Genomic DNA, 25,236 nt, shown 5'->3' with positions numbered 1-25,236 from the left:
TCTCTATTTCACCGCTGGCTGTTGGCCAAGCTGGGTGCGTAGGATGCCGACAATCTCTTCCACCGAGATTGTAAAGTAGCCGCCCTTTCCGCTGTCATATGCCTGTCGCCACAGCCTGTATCCGTGATCAAAGCCAGCAGGAATTGGACCAGTCCCCTCAAGTTCAACCACACTCTCTTTCAGGACGTTGGCGGCCATAGGGAGGTGAGGAACGGTTTGTAGCTGCTTTCCATCATTGGGTATCGGCGCATCAGTGACTGAAATCGAAACGATCAGCTGGCTTTCGCCCTCCAAATTATCGACCGCGCCTATGATCAAGCGCGATGATACCGGAGTCGCTCCATGGTAAGTCCAAATCTGCCCAGGTTTGAATGGTTCGTTCTGGGCCATGGCTGCCTGACAGATACCAATACTCAGGATTGAAAAACTCCACAGGAACGTCCGGCGGGCTGTTCCCATAAGGTGGTTTCACCCCAGCACCACATTGGCAGCTGATTCCGGCAAATCCTCGCCAAAGGCGCGCTGGTAGAACTCGGCAACCACCGAACGCTCCAACTCGTCGCACTTGTTGAGGAAGGTCAGCCGGAACGCCATGCCGATATTGCCGAATATCTCGGCATTCTCGGCCCAGGTGATGACCGTACGCGGGCTCATCACGGTCGACAGATCGCCATTGATGAAGGCCGACCGCGTCATGTCGGCGACGCGCACCATCTTGTTGACGATGTCCTTGCCCTTGCCGTCGCGATAGTGCTTGGCCTTGGCCAGCACGATGTTCACTTCATTGTCGTGCGGCAAATAGTTCAGCGTGGTGACGATCGACCAGCGGTCCATCTGCGCCTGGTTGATCTGCTGGGTGCCGTGATAGAGGCCGGTTGTATCGCCCAGGCCCACCGTGTTGGCGGTCGAGAACAGCCGGAAGGCTGGATGCGGACGGATGACCCGGCTCTGGTCGAGCAGCGTCAGCCGGCCCGACGATTCCAGCACGCGCTGGATGACGAACATCACATCCGGACGGCCGGCGTCATACTCGTCGAAGCAGAGCGCGACATTGTGCTGGTAGGCCCAGGGCAGGATGCCGTCGCGGAATTCGGTGATCTGCAAGCCGTCCTTGACGACGATCGCGTCCTTGCCGACGAGATCGATACGGCTGACATGGCTGTCGAGGTTGACGCGCACGCATGGCCAGTTGAGGCGGGCGGCGACCTGTTCGATATGGGTCGACTTGCCGGTGCCGTGATAGCCCGACACCATGACGCGGCGGTTGTAGGCAAAGCCTGCAAGGATCGCCATCGTCGTGTTCTTGTCGAACAGATAGTCCGGATCGATGTCGGGTACATGCTCGCTGGTCACCGAATAGGCCGGCACCACCATCTTGGACTCGAACCCGAATTTCTCCTTCACCGACACCGTCGTGTCGGGCAGGTTGGCGATGTCGCGATCGACCTTGTTCATATCTCTCAACGTCTCCACGGGCGAAAATCCTGATTTCGCCGGCAATCGATTTTGTCCGGGGGCGGTCTTAGAGCCTTTTCCAACCTTATGAAAGTTGGAAAACGACACGAACCGTATGGTCGCTCAGCACAGGCCCGCCTGTTTGAGCACGCGATAAGCCTGCAGCACATCGCGGAACCGGTCTTCCGAACCTCGGTCGCCACCATTCGCATCCGGATGATGACGCTTCACCAGTTCCTTATAGCGCGCCTTGATCTCCTTGCCAGTCGCCTTTGTATCAAGGCCAAGCGTTTCCAGCGCCTTGGCCTCAAGCGGCTTGGCCTTGCGCTCGCGCGCCTCGCGCGGATCCTTTGGCCCCTTGAACAGGTCGAATGGGTCGCGCATGCGATTATAGTAGCCGGCGCGGCCCGAGCGCATCTGGGCTACATCCGGCGACGAACGCGTCGAGGCGCCGTTGACGCCCATCTTCCAGGTCGGCCGGTGGCCGGTCATGGCTTCCTTCTGGAAGCGCGCGACCTCGGTGTCCGGCACACCGGAGAAATAGTTGAAGCCCTTGTTGTACTCGCGCACATGGTCGAAGCAGAAGCGGAAATACTCGCCCTCCTTCATGCGCCCGACYGGCGCACGATGGGTGCCCGCTTCCTTGCAGCCGTCCCACTGGCAGATCGGCGAGTGCGACTTCAGCTCCGCATCCTTCTCAGGGCGGATGCGAATCTTCTCGAAATATTTGGGATACGGCTTCATCTCACCCATTTATGGGGCGTTCGCAAATGCGAAACAAGAATTGACATTTTCGCGATGATCGCCCTAACCGCTGAATCGCGGCATAAAGCAGGCGAATGGCGGATTTTGTTGCGCGGCAGCGGCCTTTGCGAGCCCGATTTTGGTTTTGCCGGCTGCTGCGCCAGCCATATGTGGTGAAGGGAGACGGCGATGTCCATACAGACAACCATGGAAGACAAGCTCAACAAGGCCTTTTCGCCGGACCGGCTGGTCATCATCAACGAAAGCCATCTCCATGCCGGTCATCACCATCATGGCTCCGACCATCACGGCGCCTATGACGGCACCGGCGAGACGCATTTTCGCGTCCGCGTTGTCTCTTCGGCCTTTGCTGGCATGAGCCGCATCGACCGCCACCGCGCCGTCAACGAACTGCTTGCCGACGAACTGAAGGCCGGCGTGCATGCGCTGGCGATCGAACCGGCGGCTCCCGGCGAAAAGACCCGCTGGTAGGTCGGTTCGGCCTTCGCTGTGCTCAGAGCACCGCTTCGATGAGGAACGGTCCGCGCCGCGACAAGGCGCTCTCCAGCAGCGTGTCGAACCGTTCGCAGGTATCGGCGCGAGCCGCCTCCACGCCCATGCCTTTGGCCAGGCAAACCCAGTCCAGCGACGGCTGGTCGAGGTCGAGCATGCGCCTGGCGTTCTCGCCGATCGCGCCGACGCCGACATTGCGCATCTCGCCATGCAGGATCGCATAGGTCCGGTTGGAAAAGACGATCGTCACCACGTCGAGATTTTCCCTGGCCTGCGTCCACAGCCCCTGCACCGTGTACATTCCGCTGCCGTCAGCCTCCAGATTGATCACCTTGCGGTCGGGACAGGCGATCGCCGCCCCGGTTGCAAGCGGAATGCCTCCACCGATCGATCCGCCTGTGGTCATCATGTAATCGTGCGGAGCGGCAAAGGCCGACAGCGCGAAGAAACGCCGTGCCGAGGTCACCGCCTCGTCGCAGACGATCGCATCGGCCGGCAGCTTGCGCGCCACCGACAGCGCGATCGCATCCTCCGTGAGTTGGCCGCTCGGCGTCGCCTCGTCGGGAAAGGCGGTTGCGAACACCGTCTGTTGCGACGGCTTGACGCCGAGTTCGTCGCGGAGCGCTTCCAGAGCCGCATTGAGATCCTCGCCATGCGCGGCCAGCGTCAGCACCTGGCAGCCTTCCCGCACAAGCCGCCCCGGCTTTCCCGGATAGGCGAAGAAGGCAACCGGCTCCCGCGCGCCGACCAGCACCAGAACATCGATATCCCTGAGCAGGGCAGTCGCCGCATCGATCGGATAGGGGATGCGCGTCGGCGCCACACGCCCGCGCCCGCGCTGCATCCGGGCGATCAGCACGTCGCTGAACACACGGACATCGCTGCCCGTCGAGATCTGCCCGGCGACAGCAAGCGCATCGGCTCTTGCCGCCTGTCCGCGAACGATGATGCCCGCCCGACCCGGAGCGGCACGGATGGCTGCGGCGACCGTGCGCACGGCGTCCATGTCGACGGCGGGCGGCGGCGCCAGCGTCGCCTTGCCGACTGAGGCCGCGCCAACTTCGCCCCAGGCGGCATCCGCGGGCAGGATCAGGGTGGTCACGCCGGGAGGCGTCAGCGAGGCGCGGAAGGCGGCCTCGGTCGCCGGCGCGACATCGTCTGGGCCGGCGATGCGGCGCACCCAGTTCGACATCGGCTTGGCAAGGCTCTCGATATCGCTGGTCAGCGGAGCATCGAGCGGCAGATGGTAGGCTGCATGGTCGCCGACAATGTTGATCATCGGGCTGAGCGCGCGCCGCGCATTGTGCATGTTGGCCAGGCCGTTGGCCAAACCCGGACCGGTATGCAGCAGCGTCGCGGCCGGCCGATCGGTCATCCGCGCATAGCCGTCGGCAGCACCGGTCACCACGCCCTCGAACAGGCCGAGCACGCAACGCATCTGAGGTTTCCGGTCGAGCGCTGCGACGAAATGCATTTCGGATGTGCCGGGGTTGGCGAAGCAGACCGTCACATCATTGGCCAGAAGCACATCACACAGGACATCGGCGCCGTTCATGGAATTCTCTCCCGCTTGACGATCGAAGAGAGCAGTTGCACCGGCAAACGCCCGCGCAGCAATATCCCGTCGGCACTTTTGATCTGATCCAGTCCCTCTGATGCCTGTGCCTCGTCGGGGTCGGGGTCGGGGTCGGGGGTCAGCTGACGGTCGATTTCAGGAATGCCAGCGCGGCGGCGGTCAGCGCGTCGCCATCCTCGCCGAAATCGCGATTGATCGACATGTGCGTATAGGCACCGCCGTCGAACACAGTGACCTTGGCGCCGGTCGCCCGCAGGCGCGCGGCGAAGGCCTTCGAGACCACGCCACGGCCCGCGGCGTTTGAATAGGCGATGAAGGTCGGCGGATGCTTGTGGCCGTCGACATAGCTGGCGGGCGACAGCGCGGCCCATTGCGTGGGGTCGGAAAAGACGCGGGCATAGGCCCGGACCATGCCGCCATTGCTGGAAAGCGCTGCAAGATCATAGGCCCTGGTATCGTCGAGGATGAGTGCCGCGACGCCAGGCAGGCCACCGCGCATACCGGTCAGCGCAATCAGATGGCAGCCGGCCGAGTGGCCCATGCCGACAATGCGATCGGGATCGCCGCCATGCTGCGCGATGTTGGCGCGCACATAGGCATAGGCCTTTTCGACGTCGCCGGCCTGGGTGGCGACGTCGGCCTCGGGCAACATGCGATAGTCGATGGAGACGAAGCAGAACCCATTGGCGAGCAGGAAGGCCGGCTTGGCGTTGACCTGGCTGCGTTTGCCGAACTGCCAGGTGCCGCCATGGACGAAAAAGACGACCGGCAGGCCGGTTGCACCGTCAGGCGCATAGATATCGAGCTTGGCCGGCCCGTAGTCGAAGGTTTTTGGCGCGGGTTGGCGCGGGCGCCGCGCGGCCGATGCTCCCAATGGCAGCATCGCCGCCACGGAGGCCAGAATGAGGCTTCGTCGATCGATCATCATGGTCTCCCGACCGTGTAGGCCAACAGTGCCCGCAGGCGCAGCGAGCGTCCAGTTAAGGATTGTTAATACCCGAGTGGTCTGGGTCGGCGCGCTATCATCGATCCGAATCTCGAACGGCACTCAAGTTTTTGGGGGGTCATCCGCTGTAGAGGGGCCTGATCCACCGGCTTTGCCGAACTCGCATCGGGTCGCAAATGTCGCAGCATCAGGCCGTATCAAATGCACTGTCTTGCAGTTCAGTTCACGAAATCAATATCTGCCCCTTGACGGTCTCATCTGGCCATCACCACCTAAGTATTTGGCAAGCATTTTTGCCACATGGGTGGTGTCCCGGGTTTCAATGCCAGATGCACGCGCTCTCCTTCGTGTGAAGGGAACCACAATGCATTCCGGCAGTTGAATACATGATGAGCCGGCAGGCAGCCAAAACGGCTCTGAGGGCAGAGTATCATGCGCGAGAATCAATCCGACGTCTTCGACCTGTTTTCGGAGATTTATGCGAACGCGGCTCAGGAAGAAATCAGCCTCCAGCAATATCTCCTTGCCTGCCGAGAGGACAGATCGATGTATGCCTCGGCGCCTGAACGGATGGTCGAGGCTATCGGCGAGCCGAACCTGGTCGACACCAGCAAGGACGAACGACTCGGTCGCATTTTCTCGAACCGCACCGTTAAGATCTATCCCTCCTTCTCCGATTTCTACGGAATGGAGGACACGATCGAACGCATTGCCGGCTATTTTCGCTACGCTTCCCAGGGGCTCGAGGAGCGCAAGCAGATCCTTTATCTCCTGGGCCCGGTTGGCGGCGGCAAATCCTCGCTTGCCGAACGGCTGAAGAAATTGATGGAGCAGCGCCCGATCTACACGCTGAAGGTCGGCAACCAGGTCAGCCCGGTTTTCGAATCGCCGCTTGGCCTCTTCCATCCCGATCGCATGGGCGACCTGCTGCAGGATAAATACGGCATAGCCCGACGCCGGCTGAACGGGCTCATCTCGCCATGGGCGGCCAAGCGCCTAGACGAACTCTCCGGCGACATTTCCAAGTTCAGCGTCGTCAAGCTGATGCCTTCGCGATTGCGCCAGATCGGCATCGCCAAGACCGAGCCCGGCGATGAGAACAATCAGGACGTCTCGGCCCTGGTCGGCAAGGTCGACATCCGGCTATTGGAAAATTTCAGCCAGTCCGATCCGGACGCCTATTCCTATAGCGGCGGGCTGAACCGGACCACCCAGGGCCTGCTTGAATTCGTGGAAATGTTCAAGGCGCCCATCAAGGTCCTGCATCCGCTGCTGACCGCCACCCAGGAGGGCAGCTACAACGGCACCGAAAATTTCGGCGCCTTTCCCTACCAGGGGATCATCGTGGCCCATTCCAACGAGTCGGAGTGGCAGCAATTCAAGAACAACAAGAACAATGAGGCCTTTCTCGACCGCATCCTCGTGGTCAAGGTGCCTTATTGTCTGCGGATCACCGAAGAGAGGCAGATCTACGAAAAGCTGCTGCGAGAGAGCGAATTGGCCGCCAGCCCGTGCGCGCCCGAGGTGCTGGACATTCTCAGCCGGTTCACCGTCTCGACCCGCCTGGCCGAGCATGACAATTCGCCACTCTACACCAAGATGCGTGCCTATGACGGCGAGAACCTGAAGGACGTCGACCCCAAGGCGAAGTCGGTCCAGGAATATCGCGATGCCGCCGGGGTCGATGAGGGCATGAGGGGCGTCAGCACGCGCTTCGCCTTCAAGATCCTGTCGCAGACCTTCAACTACGACACCAAGGAAGTGGCTGCCGATCCTGTGCACCTGATGTACATTCTGGAGGAGGCGATCAAGCGCGAGCAGTTTCCCAAGGAATCGGAAGCAGCCTATCTCGATTTCATCAAGTCGGAGATCGCCACGCGGTATGCCGAGTTCATCGGCCACGAGATCCAGAAAGCCTATCTCGAATCCTATAGCGAATATGGCCAGAACCTTTTCGACCGTTACATCGCCTATGCCGATGCCTGGATCGAGGATCAGGACTACAAGGACCCCGACACCGGTCAGATCTTGAAACGCGAGGTTTTGGAAAACGAATTGTCGCAGGTCGAAAAGCCGGCCGGCATCGCCAATCCCAAGGACTTCCGCAACGAGGTGGTGAAGTTCACGCTGCGCGCGCGCGCAAGGAACCACGACCGTAACCCGTCATGGACGAGTTATGAAAAGCTCCGCGAGGTCATCGAGAAGCGGATGTTCGGTCAGGTCGAGGACCTCTTGCCGGTCATCAGCTTCGGCTCCAAGCAGGACAGCGTTACGGAAAAACGGCACAACGAATTCGTTCAACGCATGGTCGAGCGCGGCTACACCCAGCGGCAGGTGCGTCGCCTAGTGGACTGGTACATGCGGGTGAACAAGGCGGGCTGAGGGAGCCCGATGGGTCCATGCCGATCTTCATCGACCGTCGCCTGAATCCGAAGGACAAGAGCCTCGGCAATCGCCAGCGCTTCCTCAAGCGTGCCCGCGAGGAACTGAAGCGGAGCATACGCGATCAGATCCGCGCTGGCAGGATCGCCGACGCGGACGCCGAGCACACCGTGCCTATGCCCGAAAGAGGCACAGGCGAGCCGAGCTTCAACAACGCCCGCAACAGCGGCAGGCGCCAGCACATCCTGCCGGGCAACAAGCATTTCTCCCCTGGAGACCTGATCCCCAAGCCCGGCCAGGGCGGCGGCGGGGGAGCGTCGTCCCCGGGAAACACGGCGTCTGAAGACGACTTTCGTTTCGTGCTGTCACGCGAAGAGGTGCTCGATCTTTTTTTCGAGGATCTCGAACTTCCGGACATGGTCAAGCTCAACCTCAAGGAGATCCTTGCCTTCAAACCGCGCCGGGCTGGTTTCGCCGCTACCGGTTCACCGACTAACATCAATGTTGGGCGCACGATGCGCAACAGCCATGGCCGCCGCATTGCGCTGAGGCGTCCCAAGCAGGCGGAGTTGGACGCGGTCCTCCGGGAAATCGCTACGCTTGAGTTGGTGCCATCCGGCGCAGCGGCAAGCCAGCGCATTGCGGCATTGCGCGAGGATCTCGACCGGCTGGAACGCCGCCGCCGGCGAATTGCCTATGTCGATCCGGTCGACATCCGCTTCAACCGCTTCGATCCCCAGCCCGTGCCGAACGCCAACGCCGTCATGTTCTGCCTGATGGATGTGTCCGGCTCGATGGGCGAGCGCGAAAAGGATCTGGCCAAGCGCTTCTTCGTGCTGCTGCACCTGTTCTTGAAACGGCGCTACGACCGCATCGAGATCGTCTTCATCCGCCACACGCACCTGGCCCAGGAGGTCGATGAGGAAACATTCTTCTACAACACCCAAAGCGGCGGCACTGTCGTTTCCACCGCCCTGGAGGAAATCCATCGCATTATTGACGAACGTTACCCGGCCCGCGAATGGAACATCTATGCCGCCCAGGCCTCGGACGGCGACAATTTCGCCGGCGATTCCGAGCGATGCAAAGCCTTGCTCAACGGCAAGCTCATGCGGCTGTGCCAGTATTTTGCCTATGTGGAGATCATCGACGAGCGTGAGGCCCATATCTTCCGCACAACCGAAAACGGGACATCGCTATGGCGTGCCTACAGCGAAATCGACGTGAGATGGCCGAACTTCCAGATGAGCCGCATCGCCACGCCCGCCGATATCTACCCGGTCTTTCGCCAGCTCTTCGGCAGACAGCTGGCTCCCCTTAAGAGAGCGTGAAGGGTACGATGGCCAGACAAGCCAGTAAATCCAGCCTGCTTTTTTCAGGGTCCGACTGGGATTTCAAGACATTGTCGCGGGCCTATGACGCGATCGAGGCAATCGCGGTCGAAGAGCTTCATCTCGATACCTACCCCGTGCAGATGGAGATCATCTCCTCCCAACAGATGCTCGACGCCTATTCGTCGGTCGGCATGCCGCTGATGTACCATCACTGGTCTTTCGGCAAACATTTCCTCTACCAGGATCTGCTCTATCGCAAAGGCGCGCGAGGGCTTGCCTATGAACTGGTCATTAATTCCAATCCCTGCATCGTCTATCTGATGGAGGAAAACACCATGGCCCTGCAGGCCTTGGTGACGGCCCATGCTGCGCTCGGGCACAACCATTTCTTCAAGAACAATCAGTTGTTCAAGCAGTGGACGGACGCCGGGGCGATCCTCGGCTACCTGGACTTCGCCAAAGGCTACATTGCCCGTTGCGAGGAGCGGCACGGCCTCACCGCCGTCGAGGCTGTTCTTGATTCCGCCCACGCGCTGATGGCGCAGGGCGTGTTCCGCTATCACCGGCCGCCGAAGCTGTCGTCGGAGCGGCAGCGCGAAGGGCTTCGCGAGCGCCTCGAATACGAGGAGCGCTCCTACAACGATCTGTGGCGCACGTTGCCGCCTTCTCAGCAAAGGGTCAGCGATAAGGAGCAAGAGCCGGAGCGGAAGAAATCGCTCAACCTGCCCGAGGAAAACCTGCTTTATTTCCTGGAAAAGAACAGCCTGGTCCTGGAGCCTTGGCAGCGGGAGATCGTCCGGATCGTTCGTGTCATAGCACAGTATTTTTATCCGCAGGGGCAGACACAGGTGATGAACGAGGGCTGCGCCACTTTCGTGCACTATACGCTGATGAACATGCTGTTCGATCGCGGCCTGATCAGCGAAGGCGCCATGCTCGAAATCCTGCGCAATCATTCCAACGTGGTCTTCCAGCCGGCGTTCGACGATCCGCGCTTTTCCGGTATCAACCCCTACGCTCTCGGCCTCGACATGATGCAGGACATCCAGCGCATATCGACAGAGCCGACGGCCGAGGACCGCGACTGGTTTCCCGACATTGCCGGCCGCGGCAACTGGCGCGAGATCCTGCTCGACGCCTGGGCGGATCACCGCGACGAATCCTTTATCCGCCAGTACCTCAGTCCGACCTTGATCCGAAAATGGCGGTTCTTTGTGCTCGGCGACGTTGCCGACCAACCGCATTGCCAGGTCGCCTCGATTCACAACGAGCGCGGCTATGCCAAGATACGCTCCGCGCTCGCTCACAGCTACGACGTTGGCGCGAAGCGACCGGACATCCAGGTGGTGGATGTCGATCTGCTCGGCGACCGGCATTTGCGACTGCAGCACAAGGTCAATGACGGCGTCCTTCTCGAGGATGCCAGCCGGGACGCCACGCTTCGTCACATCCGCAGGCTTTGGGGTTATGAGGTCAGCTTGGCCGCCGTCGACGCTGAAACGGGGGCAACGATCCACGAACGCTCGACGAGCCAGATCACAGAATGAAGCTGCGCAGTTGCGCTGGTTCTCATGGCGTCAAAAAGTGCGCGCCGGTCTTGGGCGACATGCATCAAAATAGGGGCTTGAAGCACGTCGCCTGAATTCGTTCAACGCGACACGCCCTAGAGCAATTCCAGGAAAAGTGTGAAACGGTTTTCCCGGGAGAAGCGCGTCGCGCTTTCCCTCAGGGAATTGCGTCGAAACAAAGAGTTAGAGCCGTTCGCCGTTTCCGTGAAACGATGAATTGCTCTAAGCGTCGCCGGCTGGCCGTATTCTCAGCCGGGCGATGCGGTTCTTGTCGCGCTTCATCACGACGAAGCGTTTGCCATGGAACGTGAAAGCCTGTTTTTCCTCGGGGATCGACTGCGTCTCGTGGATGACGAGACCGGCAATGGTGGTGGCCTCCTCATCCGGCAGGTTCCAGTCGAGCGCCCGGTTCAGGTCGCGGATCGGCACCGTGCCATCGACGACGACGGAACCGTCGGCCTCCTGCTTGACGCCTTGGATGTCGACATCGTGCTCGTCGGCGATCTCGCCGACGATCTCCTCGATGATGTCCTCCAGCGTCACCAGCCCTTCGACCTCGCCATATTCGTCGACGACGACGGCGAAATGCGCCTTGCGGCGCAGGAAGGCATTGAGCTGTTCCTGCAAGGTCGTGGTGTCGGGCACGAACCAGGGTTTCGAGGCGATCTTCATCACGTCGATCTTAGAAAAGTCGTTGCCGACGTCGTTGAGCGCCCGCAGCAGGTCCTTGGCGTGCAGCACGCCGACAATGTTGTCGAGCGAGCCCTTCCACAACGGCATGCGGGTGTGCGGGCTCTGCAGGATCTCGCGCACCACCGCCTCCGGCGCATTGTCGGCATTGACCGAGCGCATGTTGGTACGGTGGACCATGATGTCGGACACTTCGAGCTCGGCGAGATCGAACAGGCCGCCGACGCGATCGCGATCCTCGCGCACCACCTGGCCGTCGCGGCGGAAATCGTCGACCGCGCCGCGCAACTCGGCCTCACTCGAGCGCTGCGGCCCGATGCGCGACAGTTCGTAGCCGAAAGCGGCAAGCAGGCGCGTACGCAAGGCAACGGCCAGCAGGACGAGGACGGCAAGGACAGCGACGACGATCCAGCCGGTCTCGTTGGTCATCTCGGCCGGCTCTTCTGCTGGCTCGGCCGCATCTTCTGCTGGCTCGGCCGGCTTTCCTGCTCGCCCGGATGGCTCTCCTTCAGGAACAACAGCACTTCCGAAGCCGGCACATCCTTGGCGACGAAGGCCTGGCCGATGCCGCGCGTCAGGATGAAGGTCAGAGCGCCGCGCGACACCTTCTTGTCCTGGGCAATGAAGGAAAGCAGCGCCTCGGCATCGGGCAAATCACCAGGAATATCGGCCATCCGCCACGGCAGCCCGACGGCGCGCAGATGCGCCTCGACGCGTGCCGCATCGTCGGGGCCGGCGAGGTTGAGCCGCGATGAGAACCGATGCGCCAGCGCCATGCCGATGGCGACACCCTCGCCATGGACGAGCCGGGTTCCGTCATACTGGGTGGCGGCTTCCAGCGCGTGGCCGAAAGTGTGGCCGAGATTGAGCAACGCACGATCGCCGGTCTCGAACTCGTCGCGTGCGACCACATCGGCCTTGGCGCGGCAGGCCTCGGCAATGGCATGCGCCCTCTCCGGCCCGCCGGCGAACACTTGGGACCAGTTCTCTTCCAGCCAGGCGAAAAACCCCGGCCGGTCGATGAGCCCATATTTGGCAAGCTCGGCATAGCCGGCGCGGAATTCGCGGATCGGCAGCGTATCGAGCACCTCGGTATCGGCCAGCACCAGCTTCGGCTGATGGAAAACACCGACCAGGTTCTTGCCGCGCGCACTGTTGATGCCTGTCTTGCCGCCGACCGAGGAATCGACCTGAGCCAGCAGCGAGGTCGGGATCTGCACGAAATTCATGCCGCGGCGCACGATACCGGCGGCAAAGCCGGCAAGGTCGCCGATGACGCCGCCGCCAAAGGCGATAACGATGTCGCCGCGTTCCAGTCGGGCGGCCAGCACGCCGTCGACCACCTCTTCGAGATGGGCGAAGCTCTTGGTCTTCTCGCCGGGCGGCAGCGTGATGATAGCGGGCTGGATGTCGTTCCTTTCGAGACCCTTCTTCAGTGCATCGAGATGCGCTGCCGCGACATTGGCATCGGTGATGACCGCGGCGCGTGTACCAGGCAGGCGGCGCGAAATCTCGGCACCGGCGCGCGACAGCAGACCGGAGCCGATCAGGATGTCGTAGGCCCGGTCGCCAAGGCCGACTTCGACGGTGACCGGCTGACTTGCGCTCACGATCGCACCTCGTCTGTAGGGACAGTCTCATCAATGCCGAAATGCCGACAAAGCGCATCCACCACCTCGGCCGCGATGACCTCCTTGCGGTCGTCGCGGGTCGGCACGGTGACGTCCGATGTCGCGTAGACGGGATAACGCTCCTGCATGAGCTGCTCCAGCACGGCGCGGGGGTCGGCGCTTTTCAGGAGCGGCCGGTTCTGCTTCTTGGAGACGCGCTCCATCAAAAGGTCGAGCTCGGCCTTCAGCCACACCGACACGCCATGGCCGGCGATGGCCTCGCGCGTGTGGGCGTTCATGAAGGCGCCGCCGCCGGTCGACAGCACCTGCGGGCCGTTCTCCAGCACGCGCAGGATGACGCGTTGCTCCAGGGCCCTGAACTCGGTCTCGCCATAGCGCTCGAACAGCTCCGGAACGGTCATGCGCGAGACGCTTTCGATCTCCTGGTCGCTGTCGATGAAGGGCAGCGCCAGCATCGCCGCCACCTTGCGGCCGATCGCCGTCTTGCCGGCGCCCATCAACCCGACAAACACGACGGAACGGCTGCCCAGCCGGCCAAGCAGCGCGGCGTGGTTCTCCTCTGGAGGATTTGATGGCAGCGCGTTCATCTGATGCTTCGAGTGCCCCCTTTGCCGGCGTATCGACATGAAAAGCCCGTTTTCGTCAAGCGTGGCGAGCAGCCCTGAGCCTGATATGGGCTGGCCGTGCATCATCAGAAGTTGCTAACAAACCTCAGCTTCTTCCTTGAATTGGGCGGATTGGCGTCCCATAAGGGCACGGGGTTTGGAAACGCAAAACAAGAAGACGGGCGAAAATTGATGCCGACACTGTTTCGCTTTGTCGTGATCCTCGCGATTCTGGCCGGCATTGCCTATGGTACGATGTTCGCGCTGGTGATGTTCGTCGAGCCCAGAAAGGCGGAAATGAGCGTGCGCATCCCTCCCGAAAAGCTCAATCCCAAGAAAAGCTGAATGAACAGCGCCGCCCGCATCGAAGCCTTCCTGGAAATGATGAGCGCCGAGCGCGGTGCCGCCGAAAATACGCTGTCCTCCTATCGCCGCGACCTCGAAGACGCTTCGGAAGCGATCGACGGCGGGCTTGCCGGTGCCGCCGCCGCCGATATCCGCGCCTATCTCGACGATATCGCCGCGCGTGGCTTCGCGCCGACGTCGCAGGCGCGCAAATTGTCGGCGATCCGTCAGTTCTTCAAGTTCCTCTACGCCGAGGGTCTACGCGCGGATGACCCGACCGGCACGCTGGACAGCCCGAAAAAGGGCCGTCCGCTGCCGAAGACGATGAGCGAGGCCGACACCGGCCGGCTGATCGACCGCGCAGCGCTTGAGGCCGGCGATCCCAGGCTCGGCAACGATGCGGCGCCTGGCGACAGCGATTGGCTGGCGGCACTGCGCCTGCATGCGCTGGTCGAGGTGCTCTATGCCACCGGCCTGCGCGTTTCCGAGCTGGTCGGCCTGCCGGTGACGGTGGCGCAGCGCGACGACCGTTTCTTCATGGTGCGCGGCAAGGGCGACAAGGAGCGCATGGTGCCGCTATCGGCCAAGGCGCGCACGGCGATGCGAAGCTGGCTCGCCGCCCGCGCCAAGGTGCCTGCCTTCGCCGACAGTCCGTTTCTGTTTCCGGCCGCCTCGGACAGCGGCTATCTCTCGCGCCAGGTCTTTGCCCGCGACCTGAAAGGGCTGGCGGCAAGGGCCGGCATCGCCTCCGCGAAGATCTCGCCGCATGTGCTGCGCCATGCTTTCGCCAGCCATCTCCTGCAGAACGGCGCCGATCTCAGGGCCGTGCAGCAGTTGCTCGGCCATGCCGACATATCGACGACACAGATTTACACCCATGTGCTGGAAGAGCGGCTGGTACGGCTGGTCAACGATCATCATCCGCTTGCCGACTAGGCCTCATATCGCTATGTGAGGACGACGTTCCACCGCCCGGAGCCTTGGATTTCAGGGTTCYGCCAGTCCTCGCCTTCCGACGTATCGGTCCGCTCACGCATGTACAATTACCTCGATTTCGAAAAGCCGGTGCAGGACCTCGAGGGAAAGATCCTCGAGCTGAAGAAGCTTGCCGAGAGTGGCGAGGCGGTCGATGTCGGCGACGAGATCAGCCGTCTCGAGAAGCGCTCCCGCGATGCGCTGCGCGACGCCTACAAGGCGCTGACGCCGTGGCAGAAGGTGCAGGTGGCGCGCCATCCCGACCGGCCGCACTGCGTCGACTACATCAAGGGCCTGTTCAACGATTTCACGCCGCTGGCCGGTGACCGCAATTTCGGCGAGGACCAGGCGATCGTCGGCGGTTTTGCCCGCTTCCGCGGCGAGCCCGTGGCTATCATCGGCCAGGAAAAGGGCTCCGACACGACCAGCCGGCTGAAGCATAATTTCGGCTCGGTGCGGCCGGAAGGCTACCGCAAGGCGGTGCGGCTGATGGAACTCGCCGACCGCTTCAACATCCCGCTGCTGACGCTGGTCGACACCGCTGGCGCCTATCCCGGCGTCGGCGCGGAGGAGCGCGGTCAGGCGGAAGCAATTGCCCGCTCTACCTCGGCCTGCCTTGGCCTGAAAGTGCCGTCGATCTCGGTGGTCATCGGCGAAGGTGGCTCGGGCGGCGCCATCGCGATCGCCACCGCCAACCGCGTCTACATGCTCGAACACGCCATCTATTCGGTGATCTCGCCGGAAGGCGCCGCCTCGATCCTGTGGCGCGACACGACACGATCGAAGGACGCGGCGACCAACATGAAGATCACCGCGCAGGATCTTCTGGAGCTCAAGATCATCGACGCCATCATCCCCGAGCCGCTCGGCGGCGCGCATCGTGGCGCCGAAACCGTGATTGCCGCGACCGGCGACCTCATCGCCAAGACGATGAAGGATTTTTCCGGCGCCAACACCGACTTCCGCGAGCAGCGCCGCGAGAAATATCTGGCAATGGGCCGCAGTCTCTAAACCAAGGCCCTGCCCCGCCCGCCGCAATGTGGCGGCACGGAGCATTTTTGCCACAAAAATGCCGCTGCATTCGGCTCAATGAGACTGCCGCAGGGGGACGCGTCGACACTTGCGGTAAGGAATTTTCAAGGTTAACGGGCTTAGTGTCCGTACACGTTCAGTGCAGTAGCCTTGGCATGAATTGCCTTGGCGCCAGAGAAAAGACGATATCCGCAGCCATGTTCGCCAAGCTTGCCCGCACTGGAATCCTGATCGCTGCCCTCGGCGTTGCCGGCTGCAACGATTCGTCGATGAAGGATTTTGCCCCGGAGGCCAACAAGCCGCTGCCCGACAAGATCCTCGCCGACATGAGGGCCAAGGGCATGGTGCGCACCTCGTCGGTGATGGCCCGCATCTTCAAGGAAGAGGGCAAGCTCGAAATCTGGAAGGCCAAGACCAACGGCCGCTACGACATGGTGGCGAGCTACAACATCTGCAAATGGTCGGGCAAACTCGGGCCGAAATACACCGAAGGCGACCGCCAGGCGCCGGAAGGCTTCTACACGGTGCGCCCGTCGCAGATGAACCCGCGCTCGAACTATCATCTGTCCTTCAACATCGGCTTTCCCAATGCCTATGACCGGGCCAATGGCCGCACCGGCGCCAATCTGATGGTGCACGGCGCCTGCTCGTCGTCGGGCTGCTATTCGATGACCGATGCGCAGATCGAGCAGATCTATGCCTTTGGCCGCGATGCCTTCCAGGGTGGCCAGACCGAATTCCAGATCCAGGCTTTTCCGTTCCGCATGACCGCCGCCAACATGGCGCGCTACCGCAACGACCCGAACTATGAGTTCTGGAAGATGCTGAAGGTTGGCTACGACAATTTCGAAGTCACCAAGGTGCCGCCGAAGGTCGACGTCTGCGAGAAGCGCTATGTCTTCAACCAGGTCGCCGCCGACGGCCAGACATTTGATCCGACCGGCACCTGCCCGGCGACCACACAACCGGATTCCTTGAAGAGCGCCTACAACGCCTATCAGAGCACCTATGACGCGGCGTTCAACGGCGCGCTCAAGGCCAACGCGCCGCCGCCGAAGCCGACCATCGCCGGCGTCAAGGAAGCCAGCATCGTCTCCGACTGGTCCAAGCGCCGGGCGCGCGGCGAGCGTGTGCCGATCGATCCGCCGTCGCTCAACACCGATGGCTCGGTGACCGAGACGGCGCGCATGGGCCGCATCGATTCGCCGGCCGGCCGCAAGATGGCGGCACTCGACGCCGAAAAAGCCGCCAAGCTGAAGGCCGAGGAGCAGAGGCTTGCCGCCATAGAGGCAGCCAGGCAGGCCAAGGAAGCCGCCAAGGCGCAGGCCCTGGCCGAGAAGGAAGCGGCCAAGGCCCAGAAAGAGGCGGCCAAGGCCGCAAGGGAAGCGCCTGTCGCCACCGCCACCATCGCAGCCCCCATGGAGGCCGCGCCTGAAGCTGAAACGCAGGCGGCGAGCGCCGACGAGAGCAGGGTCACCAGACTGAAGAACAAGCTGCTCGGCATGTTCGGCGGTTGAGGCTTTTCGCCAATGCATGTCACCCAAAGGTCCGTAGCGGTTTTGGGACAACGACATGCTTGAAAACAAGCTTGCCAAGCCTGCGAGCGTCTACGATCTCAAGGGGCTGAACTGCCCTTTACCTGTGCTGAAAGCAAAGAAACGGCTGGCCGGAATGCAGCCAGGCAGCCGGCTCTGGCTCGAAACCACCGACCCGCTGGCCGTCATCGACATCCCGGCATTCTGTTCCGACAGCGGCCACCGCCTCGTCGAAACGGCGGCGGTGTCAGGCGGTCATCGCTTTCTGGTCGAGCGCGGCGAGCAGCAATCGTAGAGTTTACCGCCCCGCGATCGCCAGCGGATTGTTTTCCAGCGCCGCGCGGTCGGGCGTGTCGATCGACGGCCGGTTGGTGAAGGCGGCGAACAGCCGACGCACATAGTCTTCCGGCATGTCGAGCGTGATCAGCACCAGCCGCGTGCCGCGCTGGCCGTCCGGCCAGGACGCCAATTGCACCGGCGGATGCAGGATTTTCTGCACGCCATGGATCACCAATGGCCGCGACGGGTCTTCACTGAGCTCGATGACGCCCTTCATCCGCAGCAGACGCTCGCCATGTGCCGAGCGCAACAGGTCGAGAAACATCTCGATCGCTGAAAACGGCACCGGGCCGTCGTGGACCAGCGAATAAGAACGCACGCGCTGATCGTGGCCGTGGCCGTGGTCATGCTCGTGATCATGGCCGTCATCATGATCATGATCATGCGCCTCGCCCAGCCAGCGCCGCACATCGGCGGATTTGGTCGCCGGATTGTAGAGACCGCAATCAAACAGCGCCGCCACGCCTGTCTTCTTGTCGGCAACGTCAAGCAAATCGGCGCCCGGATTGATCTGCCGCAGGCGGACCCGCAGCGTTTCCAATTCATGCGGGTCGGTGACCAGATCGGCCTTACTGAGCACGATGCGGTCGGCAACCGCCACCTGCTTGACCGCTTCGACATGCGCGTCGAGCGTGGCATTGCCATTGACCGCGTCGACCAGCGTGATGACGCCGTCGAGCCGGAAGGCCTGGACCAGCGCGGGATGCGCCATGATCGATTGCAGCACCGGCGCCGGATCGGCTAGCCCCGTGGTCTCGACGATGACGCGGGCCAGACGGGCGATGCGGCCGGTCTGCAGCCGATCGACCAGGTCGGCCAGCGTGTCGACCAGTTCACCGCGCACCGTGCAGCACAGGCAGCCATCCGACAGCTGGATGATGCCGTCGGACGCCTGCTCGACCAGCAGATGGTCGATCGCAACTTCGCCGAATTCGTTGACGATGACCGCCGTGTCGGCCAGCGCCGGATCTTTCAACAGCCGGTTGAGCAGTGTCGTCTTGCCGGCGCCGAGAAAACCGGTCAGCACCGAAACAGGGATCGGGAAGCCGCTCATCCGGCTAGTTCGCGACCTTGATCGGCTGGTCGCCTTGCGCGGCGGGACCGGCAAGGACCGGGCCTGTGCCGGCCGGCGCCGGCTGGTCGGGACGCCAGCTCGGGATCGGCACGTCGGCATATTCCTGGCCGCCCTGGTCGAGCATGGCCTTCGGCGCCGGACCGGTGGCGCCGCCAAGGCCGACGGCAACCAGCGTCGGAATATGGTCGAGCTTCTCATGGTAGGGTGATTTCGGCACATCCTTGGCGGCAGCGGCGGCGGGCGGTGCCTCGGACTGCTCCGCCGGTGCCTTCTTCTTGCAGATCTCGTCATGCATGTCGTTGGGCGAGATAGTGTCGCCATAGGGCGCCAGCGTGGCGATGGTGGTCGAGCCGGCGGCCGGCGTGTCGAAACCCTGGTCGAGCAGTTTCGCTGCGGCCTCGGCACGGGTGATTGCCGACTTCTCGCCAAGCACGACCGCCACCAGCGTGCGCCCATTGCGGGTCGCCGAGCCGATCATGTTGAAGCCGGAGGGGCAGACGAAGCCCGTCTTCATGCCGTCGGCGCCGGGATACCGGCCGATCAGCAGATTGTAGTTCGGGATCGCCTTCTTGCCGACCGCAAGCCCCTCGATCGAGAACCACGGCGCATATTGCGGAAACTCACGCCGGATGGCCATCACCAACACGGAGAGGTCGCGCGCCGTCGTATATTGGTCCGGCGAATAGAGCCCGTTCGGATTGACGAAATGCGTGCCGTTCATCCCGAGCCGGGTCGCCTCGGCGTTCATCCGTTCGGCGAAGGCTGCCTGCGAGCCGCCGATATTCTCGCCGACGGCCATGGCGATGTCATTGGCCGACTTGACCAGCATCATCTTCAGCGCGTTGTCGAGCCGCATCACCGAGCCCGGCTTGAAGCCCATCTTGCTTGGCGGCTGGGAGGCCGAGTGTTTCGTCACCTTGATCGGCGAATCGAGCTGGACCTCGCCGGCCGCGATCGCCCGGAAGGTCACATAAGCGGTCATCAACTTGCTCAGCGACGCCGGATACCAGCGCTTGAACGCATCCTGATGCTGCAGGATCTGGCCGTTGTTGAGATCGAACACAACGACCGGATTGGCCTGCGCCGACCCGGCCAGGACCGACAGCACGATTGCGCCAGCCGAGAATAGTTTGAGGAAATGCCTGTGCCGCATGATCAAATCCGAAATCGCCTCTTGCCGTAGTCGCCCCTGGCTCCGTAAGATTTCGTTACGCGATCGCCAGCACGATGCAGTCCGACCCTCAAAAACCGGACTGCATCGTTGCGGTGCTATTTACTCTATGTGACGCCAACATGGCAAAGCGCCTGACGATCACAATTGCAAGGCAGCGGACAACACCCGCCTGTCCCAACAGCGAGATGGAACCATCATGCCAATCCTGAACCGTGCCGCCGAAATGCAGGACGAAGTTGCCGGCTGGCGCCAGCATCTGCACCAGACGCCGGAACTGAACTTCGACGTCTTCAAGACCGCCGCCTTCGTCACCGAGAAGCTGAAGGCCTTCGGTTGCGACGACGTGGTCACCGGTCTCGGCAAGACCGGCGTGGTTGGCATCATCCGCGGCCGCCAGGGCGAAGGCCCCACCATCGGCCTGCGCGCGGACATGGATGCGCTGCCGCTCAACGAGATCTCCGGCAAGCCCTACGCCTCGACCATTCCCGGCAAGATGCACGCCTGCGGCCATGACGGCCATACGGCGATGCTTTTGGGTGCTGCGAAATACCTCGCCGAGACGCGCAACTTCACCGGCTCGGTGGCGGTGATCTTCCAGCCGGCCGAGGAAGGCGGCGGCGGCGGCAACGAGATGGTCAAGGACGGCATGATGGATCGTTTCGACATCTCCAAGGTGTTCGGCATGCACAACATGCCCGGACTGCCTGTCGGGCAGTTCGCCATCCGCCCGGGCCCGATCATGGCGGCGACGGCCGAGTTCACCATCACCGTGCGCGGCAAGGGCGGCCATGCAGCAATGCCGCACGGCACCATCGACCCGATCGTCATCACCAGCCAGCTGGTCGGCGCCTTGCAGACGATCGCCTCGCGCAGCACCGATCCGGTCGAGGCCGTGGTGGTGTCGGTGACCAAGTTCCACGCCGGCGATGCCTACAACATCATCCCCGAGACGGCCGAAATCGCCGGTACCGTGCGTACCTTGCGCAAGGAAATCGCCAAAAAGTCCGAAGAGCGCATCCGCGCCATCTGCGACGGGCTGGCGACCGCGTTTGGCGCCAGGATCGAGGTCGATTATCAGGCGAATTACCCCGTGACCTTCAATCATGCGGAAGAGACGGTGTTTGCCAGCGATATCGCGGCCGGTGTCGCCGGCGATGCCCACGTGCACCGCGGCATCCAGCCGGTGATGGGCGGCGAGGATTTCTCGTACATGCTGGAAGCCCGCCCCGGCGCCTTCATCTTCATCGGCAATGGCGACACCGCCGGTCTCCACCACCCGGCCTACGACTTCAACGACGAGGTCATCCCGCACGGCATGAGCTATTGGGTGAAACTGGCGGAGACGGCACTCGCCGCCTGATGCCTGTCACCCACGGGGCTGGCCGAATTGCCTTCGGCCGGCCTCTTGGCGAAACGATCCGAAGCGGCTATGTGTCTGGCCGCGTGGTCCCGTAGCTCAGTAGGATAGAGCGGCAGATTCCTAATCTGTAGGTCACAGGTTCGATTCCTGTCGGGATCACCACTCAGTCACAGCAAATATGGCGCTGTCGCTAGCTGATTAGTTTCAGCAGATCCTTGTAGCGCGGGTGGCTGCGGATGGGATCGAAATCCGAATCGTTCTTGAACCATGATTTCATGTGGTCCCCTACCAGCCGCAAATAGGGCTCCAGCAGGTCGATGGCACAGGAGCGCCGACAGCGTGCCGGCTTCGTCAAGTCCCATCAGCCTGGAATAGCCGACCACGTCGGCGGCCAATATTGCGGTCAGGCGTCGTTCCATTGCTATCTCGCAAGCTCTAGCACCGTCTGCCAGCGTGGAAGGCTGTGCAGCGGATCAAAATCCGAGTCTTGCAGAACCCAAGCTTTCATCTCGTGGTTGGCGCGCGGCATCACACTTTCGAGCATGTCGAACGTCCGGTCGAAATCACCGAGGAAGCAGTGGAAGCAGGCAAGGTTGTATTGGGTCAGGACATCGTCGGGGTCGATCGCGAAAGCGCGCGCGGCCCACTCCTTCGCCCGATCGAACTCGCCAAGTCCGGCGAGCGCGTTGGCGCCGAGGTAGGCAGGCCGGGGATTTTCCGGATTCCTTGCAAACTCGCGCTCGGCTCGCTCAACACCCCTGCGAGCAGTCTCCCTTTGTTCCTCATGCCGTCCCAACGTGCGATAGATCTGAATTAGCAAAAGCAGGGATTGGTAGTCGTTGGGGTCTATCTCGGCGGCGCGCTCCCAGTGGACGGCGGCCTTTTCGAGCTTTCCCCGCGCATAACAGCTGCGGGCGTAGAAATAATGGGTTTCGAACAGGTTGGGGTTGCCCGCGATCGCCTGCTCGAATTCTCGATCCGCTTCGTCGTACCGCTGGCCGATCGAGAGGGCCAGTCCGCGCGAGGCATGCGCTTCGGCCAGTCCGCTTTCGATCTCGAGCGCCTTGGCGGCGTTGGCCAGTATGCCGTCGAGCGACACCTCCTCGCTGTAGTCGAGGAACAGGAAGGAGTCGCAATCGGCGCTGCCGGCATAGGCGCGCGCATAGAGAGGGTCGAGCTCAATCGCCATCGTGAACATCCGTCTGGCGAGACGGTAGTTCAGCTTTGTGCCGCGGTGGAAAAACTCACGGCCTCTCAGATAGTAGGTGTAGGCCTCGACACTCTCGGTCGGCGACGCCTCGATCGCCTTCTTTTCTTCCGGTAGCAGCCTGACCTTGAGCTGGTCGACGATCGTTTTTGTGATCTCGTCCTGAATCGCGAAGATGTCCGTCAGGTCGCGGTCGTAACGATCGGCCCACAGATGCGTGCTGTCCTTGCCGTCGATCAGCTGCGCGGTGATGCGCACGCGCTGGCCGGCCTTGCGGACGCTGCCTTCAAGCACCGTTGCGACATTGAAGCGCCGGCTAACCTCCTGCACGTCGACGGACTTGCCCTTGTAGGTGAACACCGAATTGCGGGCATCACCGACAGGCCGGAGATCTTCGACAGGTCGGTGATGATGTCCTCGGTGATGCCGTCGGAGAAATATTCCTGCTCCGGGTCGCCGCTCATGTTGTTGAACGGCAGCACAGCGATCGACGGTTTTTCCTTCGCCGGCGCTGGCTTGGGCCACGCCGCGCCGGCGAAGAGGTCGACATTGTAGACTCGAACCGGCCGGTCGATGTTCTTCAGCGTCTGCTCGCCGGTGTCCTCGAAGGCGAGATCGAGCCGGTTGCCGACATTGTCACGGACCGAGCCGGACACCGCGACGCCGCCGGGCTTGGCGATGCTTTCGATGCGCGCCGCGATATTGACGCCGTCGCCATAGATGTCGTTGTCCTCGAAGATGATGTCACCGAGATGGACGCCGATACGGAACTCAATGCGGCGCTCCTCCGGCACGTCGACATTGCGCTCATGCATCCGGCGCTGGATGTCAGCGGCGCACGCCACTGCGTTCACCACGCTCGGGAACTCGACAAGCATGCCGTCGCCCGTGAGCTTGACGATGCGGCCCTGGTGTTCGGCGATCTTGCCGTCGGCTATCTCGCGCCGATGCGTCTTGAGCGCCGACAGCGTGCCGGCTTCATCAAGCCCCATCAGCCTGGAATAGCCGACCACGTCGGCAGCCAATATTGCGGCCAGGCGTCGTTCCATACTCGGTTGCCCCGCTTCTTTCGGAAGCATACCTTAGCAGTTTCCCCGCTTCGCAAGCAGCTTTTCGCCGACCAGAGGAAGAATACCGGCGTTCGCACAAGGGCAAACTGGCAGACCACTGCTCGAATGTCCGTTCATGCCGCGATCCGCGCCTGTCGCGATCAATGCCTTCGAAGCAAAGCCTTGTTGCGAGCGAATTCGCTGCTTTCCTGTTTTCATGGTATTCAGCCGGAGACTGGTTAGCGCGAGACTGCCGCCTTCACCACTCAGTCACGGCAAAACTGGACTATGCCAGGTAGCTCGAAATTCGCTCGACTTATCCGTAAGATAGGCTGGACGGTCTCTAATCAGTCGGGCTTGGTACCTGTTGCAATTGTCCGGATCGGGTCATCCTCGCCGGTTGCGGCCTGTCTGTTCACGTCCCGTCACGAAGCAATCCCGGACATCTGGGTTCACTGCTAGTGACGCACATCGCAGCGACAGCAAGGACCTTTGCGCTTGCCTTGAAGGCATCCTATCTTGGAGGAACAAGGCGCTCGTGGGCACAGAATGTCGGTACTGCGTTTCTTAAGAATATACGCGCCGCTCAACGCGGTTCTGGCTGCGCCCGGGCTTTTGGCGGTGGCTGCGCTCACGACTGCGAACATCTCCGGACGAAGCAGACTGGCTCTGGCTGCCGTGCTCGTAGTCATTTGGGGCGCCTATCTCCTGGAACTGGCCGCGACGCTGCTCAAACGCCGGGCGGGCGACGTTCGGGACAGGACGCCGGCAATCGCTATTGATGTGCTCGCGGTTTTGGTTCCACTCGCTGCATTTCTGCTTGTCGGCACCCCCGACTGGAGCCTCTACTGTGCTGTCTGGCTGTTGAAACCGCTGCGCGACTCGACTTTCTTCCCGGTGCTGGGCAGGGTCCTGGCCAACGAAGCGCGCAACCTGATCGGCGTCACCACGCTCTTCGGCGTCGTTCTGTTCGCTGTCGCGCTGGCCGCCTATGTCATCGAGCGCGACATCCAACCGGAAAAGTTCGGCAGCATCCCCCAGGCAATGTGGTGGGCTGTGGTCACGCTGTCCACCACCGGCTATGGCGACGAAATTCCGCAAAGCTTCGCCGGCCGCGTCCTTGCCGGGATGGTCATGATGAGTGGCATCGGCATCTTCGGGCTCTGGGCCGGCATTCTTGCCACCGGCTTCTATCAGGAAGTCCGTCGCGGGGATTTCGTCCGTAATTGGCAATTGGTCACCGCCGTGCCGTTGTTTCAGAAGCTCGGCCCGGCGGTGCTGGTCGACATCGTGCGCGCGTTGAGACCTCGCATGGTGCCGGCGGGCGCTGTGATCTGCCGCATTGGCGAGCCCGGTGATCGGATGTTCTTCGTCGTTGAGGGGCGCGTCAGCGTCGCGACGCCGAACCCGGTAGAGCTTGGCCCTGGCGCCTTCTTCGGCGAGATGGCGCTGATCAGCGGCGAACCGCGTTCGGCGACGGTCAGCGCTGCAACGGTGGTCTCACTCCTGTCGCTGCACGCGGTGGATTTCCAGATGCTGTGCAGCAGCAGCCCGGAGATCGCGGAAATCATCCGCAAGACTGCGCTCGAGCGGCGCGGCGCGGTACCCACGGCTTGACCGTACCTCTGGTGTGCAGTCCCGGACTGCGATCGTGTACCGTCGATCTGTGCGGCACCGACAGCGGCCACGGTTTCGTGAGTG

General features: G+C 62.2%; 22 protein-coding genes, 1 tRNA gene and 1 pseudogene. 12 read left to right on the top strand and 12 right to left on the bottom strand.

The genetic code is table 11. The features are described 5' to 3' along the window. Window positions 1-3 precede the first annotated feature (3 nt). The 3 genes from AC1D0I_RS14455 to AC1D0I_RS14445 all read right to left on the bottom strand — a co-directional run bounded on the left by AC1D0I_RS14455 (window position 4) and on the right by AC1D0I_RS14445 (window position 2,208). The gene (locus tag AC1D0I_RS14455; RefSeq protein WP_477395842.1) at window positions 4-459 is read right to left on the bottom strand and encodes a hypothetical protein; all 456 of its coding nucleotides are present in this window, start codon (window positions 457-459) and stop codon (window positions 4-6) included. A gap of 9 nt (window positions 460-468) precedes the next feature. After that, the gene (cobS, locus tag AC1D0I_RS14450) at window positions 469-1,455 is read right to left on the bottom strand and encodes a cobaltochelatase subunit CobS (RefSeq protein ID WP_095084912.1); all 987 of its coding nucleotides are present in this window, start codon (window positions 1,453-1,455) and stop codon (window positions 469-471) included. A gap of 123 nt (window positions 1,456-1,578) precedes the next feature. Further along, window positions 1,579-2,208 carry a J domain-containing protein gene (locus AC1D0I_RS14445; RefSeq protein ID WP_184876143.1) on the bottom strand — a complete coding sequence of 210 codons (630 nt, stop codon included), beginning with the start codon at window positions 2,206-2,208 and terminating at the stop codon, window positions 1,579-1,581. Between the two features lie 180 nt (window positions 2,209-2,388). On the opposite strand from AC1D0I_RS14445, the gene AC1D0I_RS14440 reads away from it, so the two are divergent. Then, complete coding sequence (locus AC1D0I_RS14440) at window positions 2,389-2,691, top strand: BolA family protein (protein WP_023757265.1); 303 nt, start codon at window positions 2,389-2,391, stop codon at window positions 2,689-2,691. A 22-nt stretch (window positions 2,692-2,713) separates the two neighbouring features. Here the strand turns inward: AC1D0I_RS14440 and AC1D0I_RS14435 are convergent, their stop codons facing one another. Both AC1D0I_RS14435 and AC1D0I_RS14430 read right to left on the bottom strand, forming a co-directional pair. Continuing rightward, window positions 2,714-4,267 carry an acetolactate synthase large subunit gene (locus AC1D0I_RS14435; protein WP_477395840.1) on the bottom strand — a complete coding sequence of 518 codons (1,554 nt, stop codon included), beginning with the start codon at window positions 4,265-4,267 and terminating at the stop codon, window positions 2,714-2,716. A gap of 139 nt (window positions 4,268-4,406) precedes the next feature. After that, window positions 4,407-5,213 carry an alpha/beta hydrolase gene (locus tag AC1D0I_RS14430; RefSeq protein WP_477395838.1) on the bottom strand — a complete coding sequence of 269 codons (807 nt, stop codon included), beginning with the start codon at window positions 5,211-5,213 and terminating at the stop codon, window positions 4,407-4,409. Between the two features lie 453 nt (window positions 5,214-5,666). On the opposite strand from AC1D0I_RS14430, the gene AC1D0I_RS14425 reads away from it, so the two are divergent. The 3 genes from AC1D0I_RS14425 to AC1D0I_RS14415 are packed head-to-tail and all read left to right on the top strand — an operon-like array spanning window position 5,667 to window position 10,497. Beyond that, the gene (locus AC1D0I_RS14425) at window positions 5,667-7,616 is read left to right on the top strand and encodes a PrkA family serine protein kinase (RefSeq protein ID WP_095084916.1); all 1,950 of its coding nucleotides are present in this window, start codon (window positions 5,667-5,669) and stop codon (window positions 7,614-7,616) included. A 17-nt stretch (window positions 7,617-7,633) separates the two neighbouring features. Then, window positions 7,634-8,947, top strand: a complete 1,314-nt coding sequence (locus AC1D0I_RS14420; protein WP_477395836.1) for a YeaH/YhbH family protein — start codon at window positions 7,634-7,636, stop codon at window positions 8,945-8,947. An 8-nt stretch (window positions 8,948-8,955) separates the two neighbouring features. Then, a complete protein-coding gene (locus AC1D0I_RS14415) occupies window positions 8,956-10,497 on the top strand; it encodes a SpoVR family protein (RefSeq protein WP_477395834.1) in 1,542 nt (513 codons plus the stop codon). A gap of 243 nt (window positions 10,498-10,740) precedes the next feature. Here AC1D0I_RS14415 and AC1D0I_RS14410 read toward each other — a convergent pair whose 3' ends face one another. From AC1D0I_RS14410 to AC1D0I_RS14400, 3 genes are read right to left on the bottom strand one after another with little or no spacing between them, the layout of a single operon-like run. Continuing rightward, complete coding sequence (locus AC1D0I_RS14410; protein WP_095084919.1) at window positions 10,741-11,637, bottom strand: HlyC/CorC family transporter; 897 nt, start codon at window positions 11,635-11,637, stop codon at window positions 10,741-10,743. After that, complete coding sequence (aroB, locus tag AC1D0I_RS14405; RefSeq protein WP_477395832.1) at window positions 11,634-12,818, bottom strand: 3-dehydroquinate synthase; 1,185 nt, start codon at window positions 12,816-12,818, stop codon at window positions 11,634-11,636. The genes AC1D0I_RS14410 and aroB overlap by 4 nt, the downstream gene beginning before the upstream one ends. Then, window positions 12,815-13,426, bottom strand: a complete 612-nt coding sequence (locus AC1D0I_RS14400) for a shikimate kinase (RefSeq protein ID WP_477395830.1) — start codon at window positions 13,424-13,426, stop codon at window positions 12,815-12,817. Before AC1D0I_RS14400 ends, aroB begins: the two co-directional genes overlap by 4 nt. Before the next feature lie 210 nt (window positions 13,427-13,636). On the opposite strand from AC1D0I_RS14400, the gene AC1D0I_RS14395 reads away from it, so the two are divergent. The 5 genes from AC1D0I_RS14395 to AC1D0I_RS14375 all read left to right on the top strand — a co-directional run bounded on the left by AC1D0I_RS14395 (window position 13,637) and on the right by AC1D0I_RS14375 (window position 17,626). Further along, on the top strand, window positions 13,637-13,789 hold the full coding sequence (locus AC1D0I_RS14395; RefSeq protein ID WP_095084921.1) for a histidine kinase: 153 nt from the start codon (window positions 13,637-13,639) through the stop codon (window positions 13,787-13,789). After that, entirely contained in the window at window positions 13,790-14,725 is a 936-nt protein-coding gene (locus AC1D0I_RS14390; protein ID WP_477395828.1) for a site-specific tyrosine recombinase XerD, read from the top strand. Window positions 14,726-14,824: 99 nt separating this feature from the next. Further along, on the top strand, window positions 14,825-15,775 hold the full coding sequence (locus tag AC1D0I_RS14385) for an acetyl-CoA carboxylase carboxyltransferase subunit alpha (protein ID WP_457154042.1): 951 nt from the start codon (window positions 14,825-14,827) through the stop codon (window positions 15,773-15,775). 218 nt (window positions 15,776-15,993) lie between these two features. After that, a complete protein-coding gene (locus AC1D0I_RS14380; protein ID WP_477395826.1) occupies window positions 15,994-17,313 on the top strand; it encodes a L,D-transpeptidase family protein in 1,320 nt (439 codons plus the stop codon). A gap of 55 nt (window positions 17,314-17,368) precedes the next feature. Continuing rightward, a complete protein-coding gene (locus AC1D0I_RS14375) occupies window positions 17,369-17,626 on the top strand; it encodes a sulfurtransferase TusA family protein (RefSeq protein WP_095084924.1) in 258 nt (85 codons plus the stop codon). A gap of 3 nt (window positions 17,627-17,629) precedes the next feature. On the opposite strand, the gene AC1D0I_RS14370 is transcribed toward AC1D0I_RS14375, so the two are convergent. Together AC1D0I_RS14370 and AC1D0I_RS14365 are read right to left on the bottom strand one after the other, a co-directional pair. After that, complete coding sequence (locus tag AC1D0I_RS14370; protein WP_477395824.1) at window positions 17,630-18,724, bottom strand: CobW family GTP-binding protein; 1,095 nt, start codon at window positions 18,722-18,724, stop codon at window positions 17,630-17,632. Window positions 18,725-18,728: 4 nt separating this feature from the next. Continuing rightward, window positions 18,729-19,898 (bottom strand): D-alanyl-D-alanine carboxypeptidase family protein, encoded by a 1,170-nt coding sequence (locus tag AC1D0I_RS14365; protein ID WP_477395822.1) that lies wholly within the window; start codon window positions 19,896-19,898, stop codon window positions 18,729-18,731. Window positions 19,899-20,115: 217 nt separating this feature from the next. On the opposite strand from AC1D0I_RS14365, the gene AC1D0I_RS14360 reads away from it, so the two are divergent. Next, on the top strand, window positions 20,116-21,279 hold the full coding sequence (locus AC1D0I_RS14360) for a M20 aminoacylase family protein (protein WP_477228390.1): 1,164 nt from the start codon (window positions 20,116-20,118) through the stop codon (window positions 21,277-21,279). 85 nt (window positions 21,280-21,364) lie between these two features. Continuing rightward, a tRNA-Arg gene (locus tag AC1D0I_RS14355) sits at window positions 21,365-21,441 on the top strand. 28 nt (window positions 21,442-21,469) lie between these two features. Here AC1D0I_RS14355 and AC1D0I_RS14350 read toward each other — a convergent pair. Both AC1D0I_RS14350 and AC1D0I_RS14345 read right to left on the bottom strand, forming a co-directional pair. Next, complete coding sequence (locus AC1D0I_RS14350) at window positions 21,470-21,556, bottom strand: TPR end-of-group domain-containing protein (RefSeq protein WP_477228456.1); 87 nt, start codon at window positions 21,554-21,556, stop codon at window positions 21,470-21,472. 144 nt (window positions 21,557-21,700) lie between these two features. Further along, window positions 21,701-23,535: pseudogene (locus tag AC1D0I_RS14345) on the bottom strand (TPR end-of-group domain-containing protein). 549 nt (window positions 23,536-24,084) lie between these two features. On the opposite strand from AC1D0I_RS14345, the gene AC1D0I_RS14340 reads away from it, so the two are divergent. Further along, the gene (locus tag AC1D0I_RS14340; RefSeq protein WP_477395865.1) at window positions 24,085-25,152 is read left to right on the top strand and encodes a cyclic nucleotide-gated potassium channel; all 1,068 of its coding nucleotides are present in this window, start codon (window positions 24,085-24,087) and stop codon (window positions 25,150-25,152) included. Window positions 25,153-25,236 lie beyond the last annotated feature (84 nt).

It is taken from the genome of Mesorhizobium sp. P2_D1 (assembly GCF_056404455.1).
The sequence above is the reverse complement of the archived record's forward strand: the minus strand, read 5'-3'. Positions and strand labels throughout refer to the sequence as shown.

Excerpts from the sequence above, each read along its gene's own strand:
- AC1D0I_RS14455 (WP_477395842.1), bottom strand. The coding sequence starts at position 459 with ATGGGAACAGCCCGCCGGACGTTCCTGTGGAGTTTTTCAATCCTGAGT.
- cobS (WP_095084912.1), bottom strand. The coding sequence starts at position 1,455 with ATGAACAAGGTCGATCGCGACATCGCCAACCTGCCCGACACGACGGTG.
- AC1D0I_RS14440 (WP_023757265.1), top strand. The coding sequence starts at position 2,389 with ATGTCCATACAGACAACCATGGAAGACAAGCTCAACAAGGCCTTTTCG.
- AC1D0I_RS14435 (WP_477395840.1), bottom strand. The coding sequence starts at position 4,267 with ATGAACGGCGCCGATGTCCTGTGTGATGTGCTTCTGGCCAATGATGTG.
- AC1D0I_RS14430 (WP_477395838.1), bottom strand. The coding sequence starts at position 5,213 with ATGATCGATCGACGAAGCCTCATTCTGGCCTCCGTGGCGGCGATGCTG.
- AC1D0I_RS14425 (WP_095084916.1), top strand. The coding sequence starts at position 5,667 with ATGCGCGAGAATCAATCCGACGTCTTCGACCTGTTTTCGGAGATTTAT.
- AC1D0I_RS14420 (WP_477395836.1), top strand. The coding sequence starts at position 7,634 with ATGCCGATCTTCATCGACCGTCGCCTGAATCCGAAGGACAAGAGCCTC.
- AC1D0I_RS14415 (WP_477395834.1), top strand. The coding sequence starts at position 8,956 with ATGGCCAGACAAGCCAGTAAATCCAGCCTGCTTTTTTCAGGGTCCGAC.
- AC1D0I_RS14410 (WP_095084919.1), bottom strand. The coding sequence starts at position 11,637 with ATGACCAACGAGACCGGCTGGATCGTCGTCGCTGTCCTTGCCGTCCTC.
- AC1D0I_RS14400 (WP_477395830.1), bottom strand. The coding sequence starts at position 13,426 with ATGAACGCGCTGCCATCAAATCCTCCAGAGGAGAACCACGCCGCGCTG.
- AC1D0I_RS14395 (WP_095084921.1), top strand. The coding sequence starts at position 13,637 with ATGCCGACACTGTTTCGCTTTGTCGTGATCCTCGCGATTCTGGCCGGC.
- AC1D0I_RS14390 (WP_477395828.1), top strand. The coding sequence starts at position 13,790 with ATGAACAGCGCCGCCCGCATCGAAGCCTTCCTGGAAATGATGAGCGCC.
- AC1D0I_RS14385 (WP_457154042.1), top strand. The coding sequence starts at position 14,825 with ATGTACAATTACCTCGATTTCGAAAAGCCGGTGCAGGACCTCGAGGGA.
- AC1D0I_RS14380 (WP_477395826.1), top strand. The coding sequence starts at position 15,994 with ATGTTCGCCAAGCTTGCCCGCACTGGAATCCTGATCGCTGCCCTCGGC.
- AC1D0I_RS14375 (WP_095084924.1), top strand. The coding sequence starts at position 17,369 with ATGCTTGAAAACAAGCTTGCCAAGCCTGCGAGCGTCTACGATCTCAAG.
- AC1D0I_RS14370 (WP_477395824.1), bottom strand. The coding sequence starts at position 18,724 with ATGAGCGGCTTCCCGATCCCTGTTTCGGTGCTGACCGGTTTTCTCGGC.
- AC1D0I_RS14365 (WP_477395822.1), bottom strand. The coding sequence starts at position 19,898 with ATGCGGCACAGGCATTTCCTCAAACTATTCTCGGCTGGCGCAATCGTG.
- AC1D0I_RS14360 (WP_477228390.1), top strand. The coding sequence starts at position 20,116 with ATGCCAATCCTGAACCGTGCCGCCGAAATGCAGGACGAAGTTGCCGGC.
- AC1D0I_RS14350 (WP_477228456.1), bottom strand. The coding sequence starts at position 21,556 with ATGAAATCATGGTTCAAGAACGATTCGGATTTCGATCCCATCCGCAGC.
- AC1D0I_RS14340 (WP_477395865.1), top strand. The coding sequence starts at position 24,085 with ATGTCGGTACTGCGTTTCTTAAGAATATACGCGCCGCTCAACGCGGTT.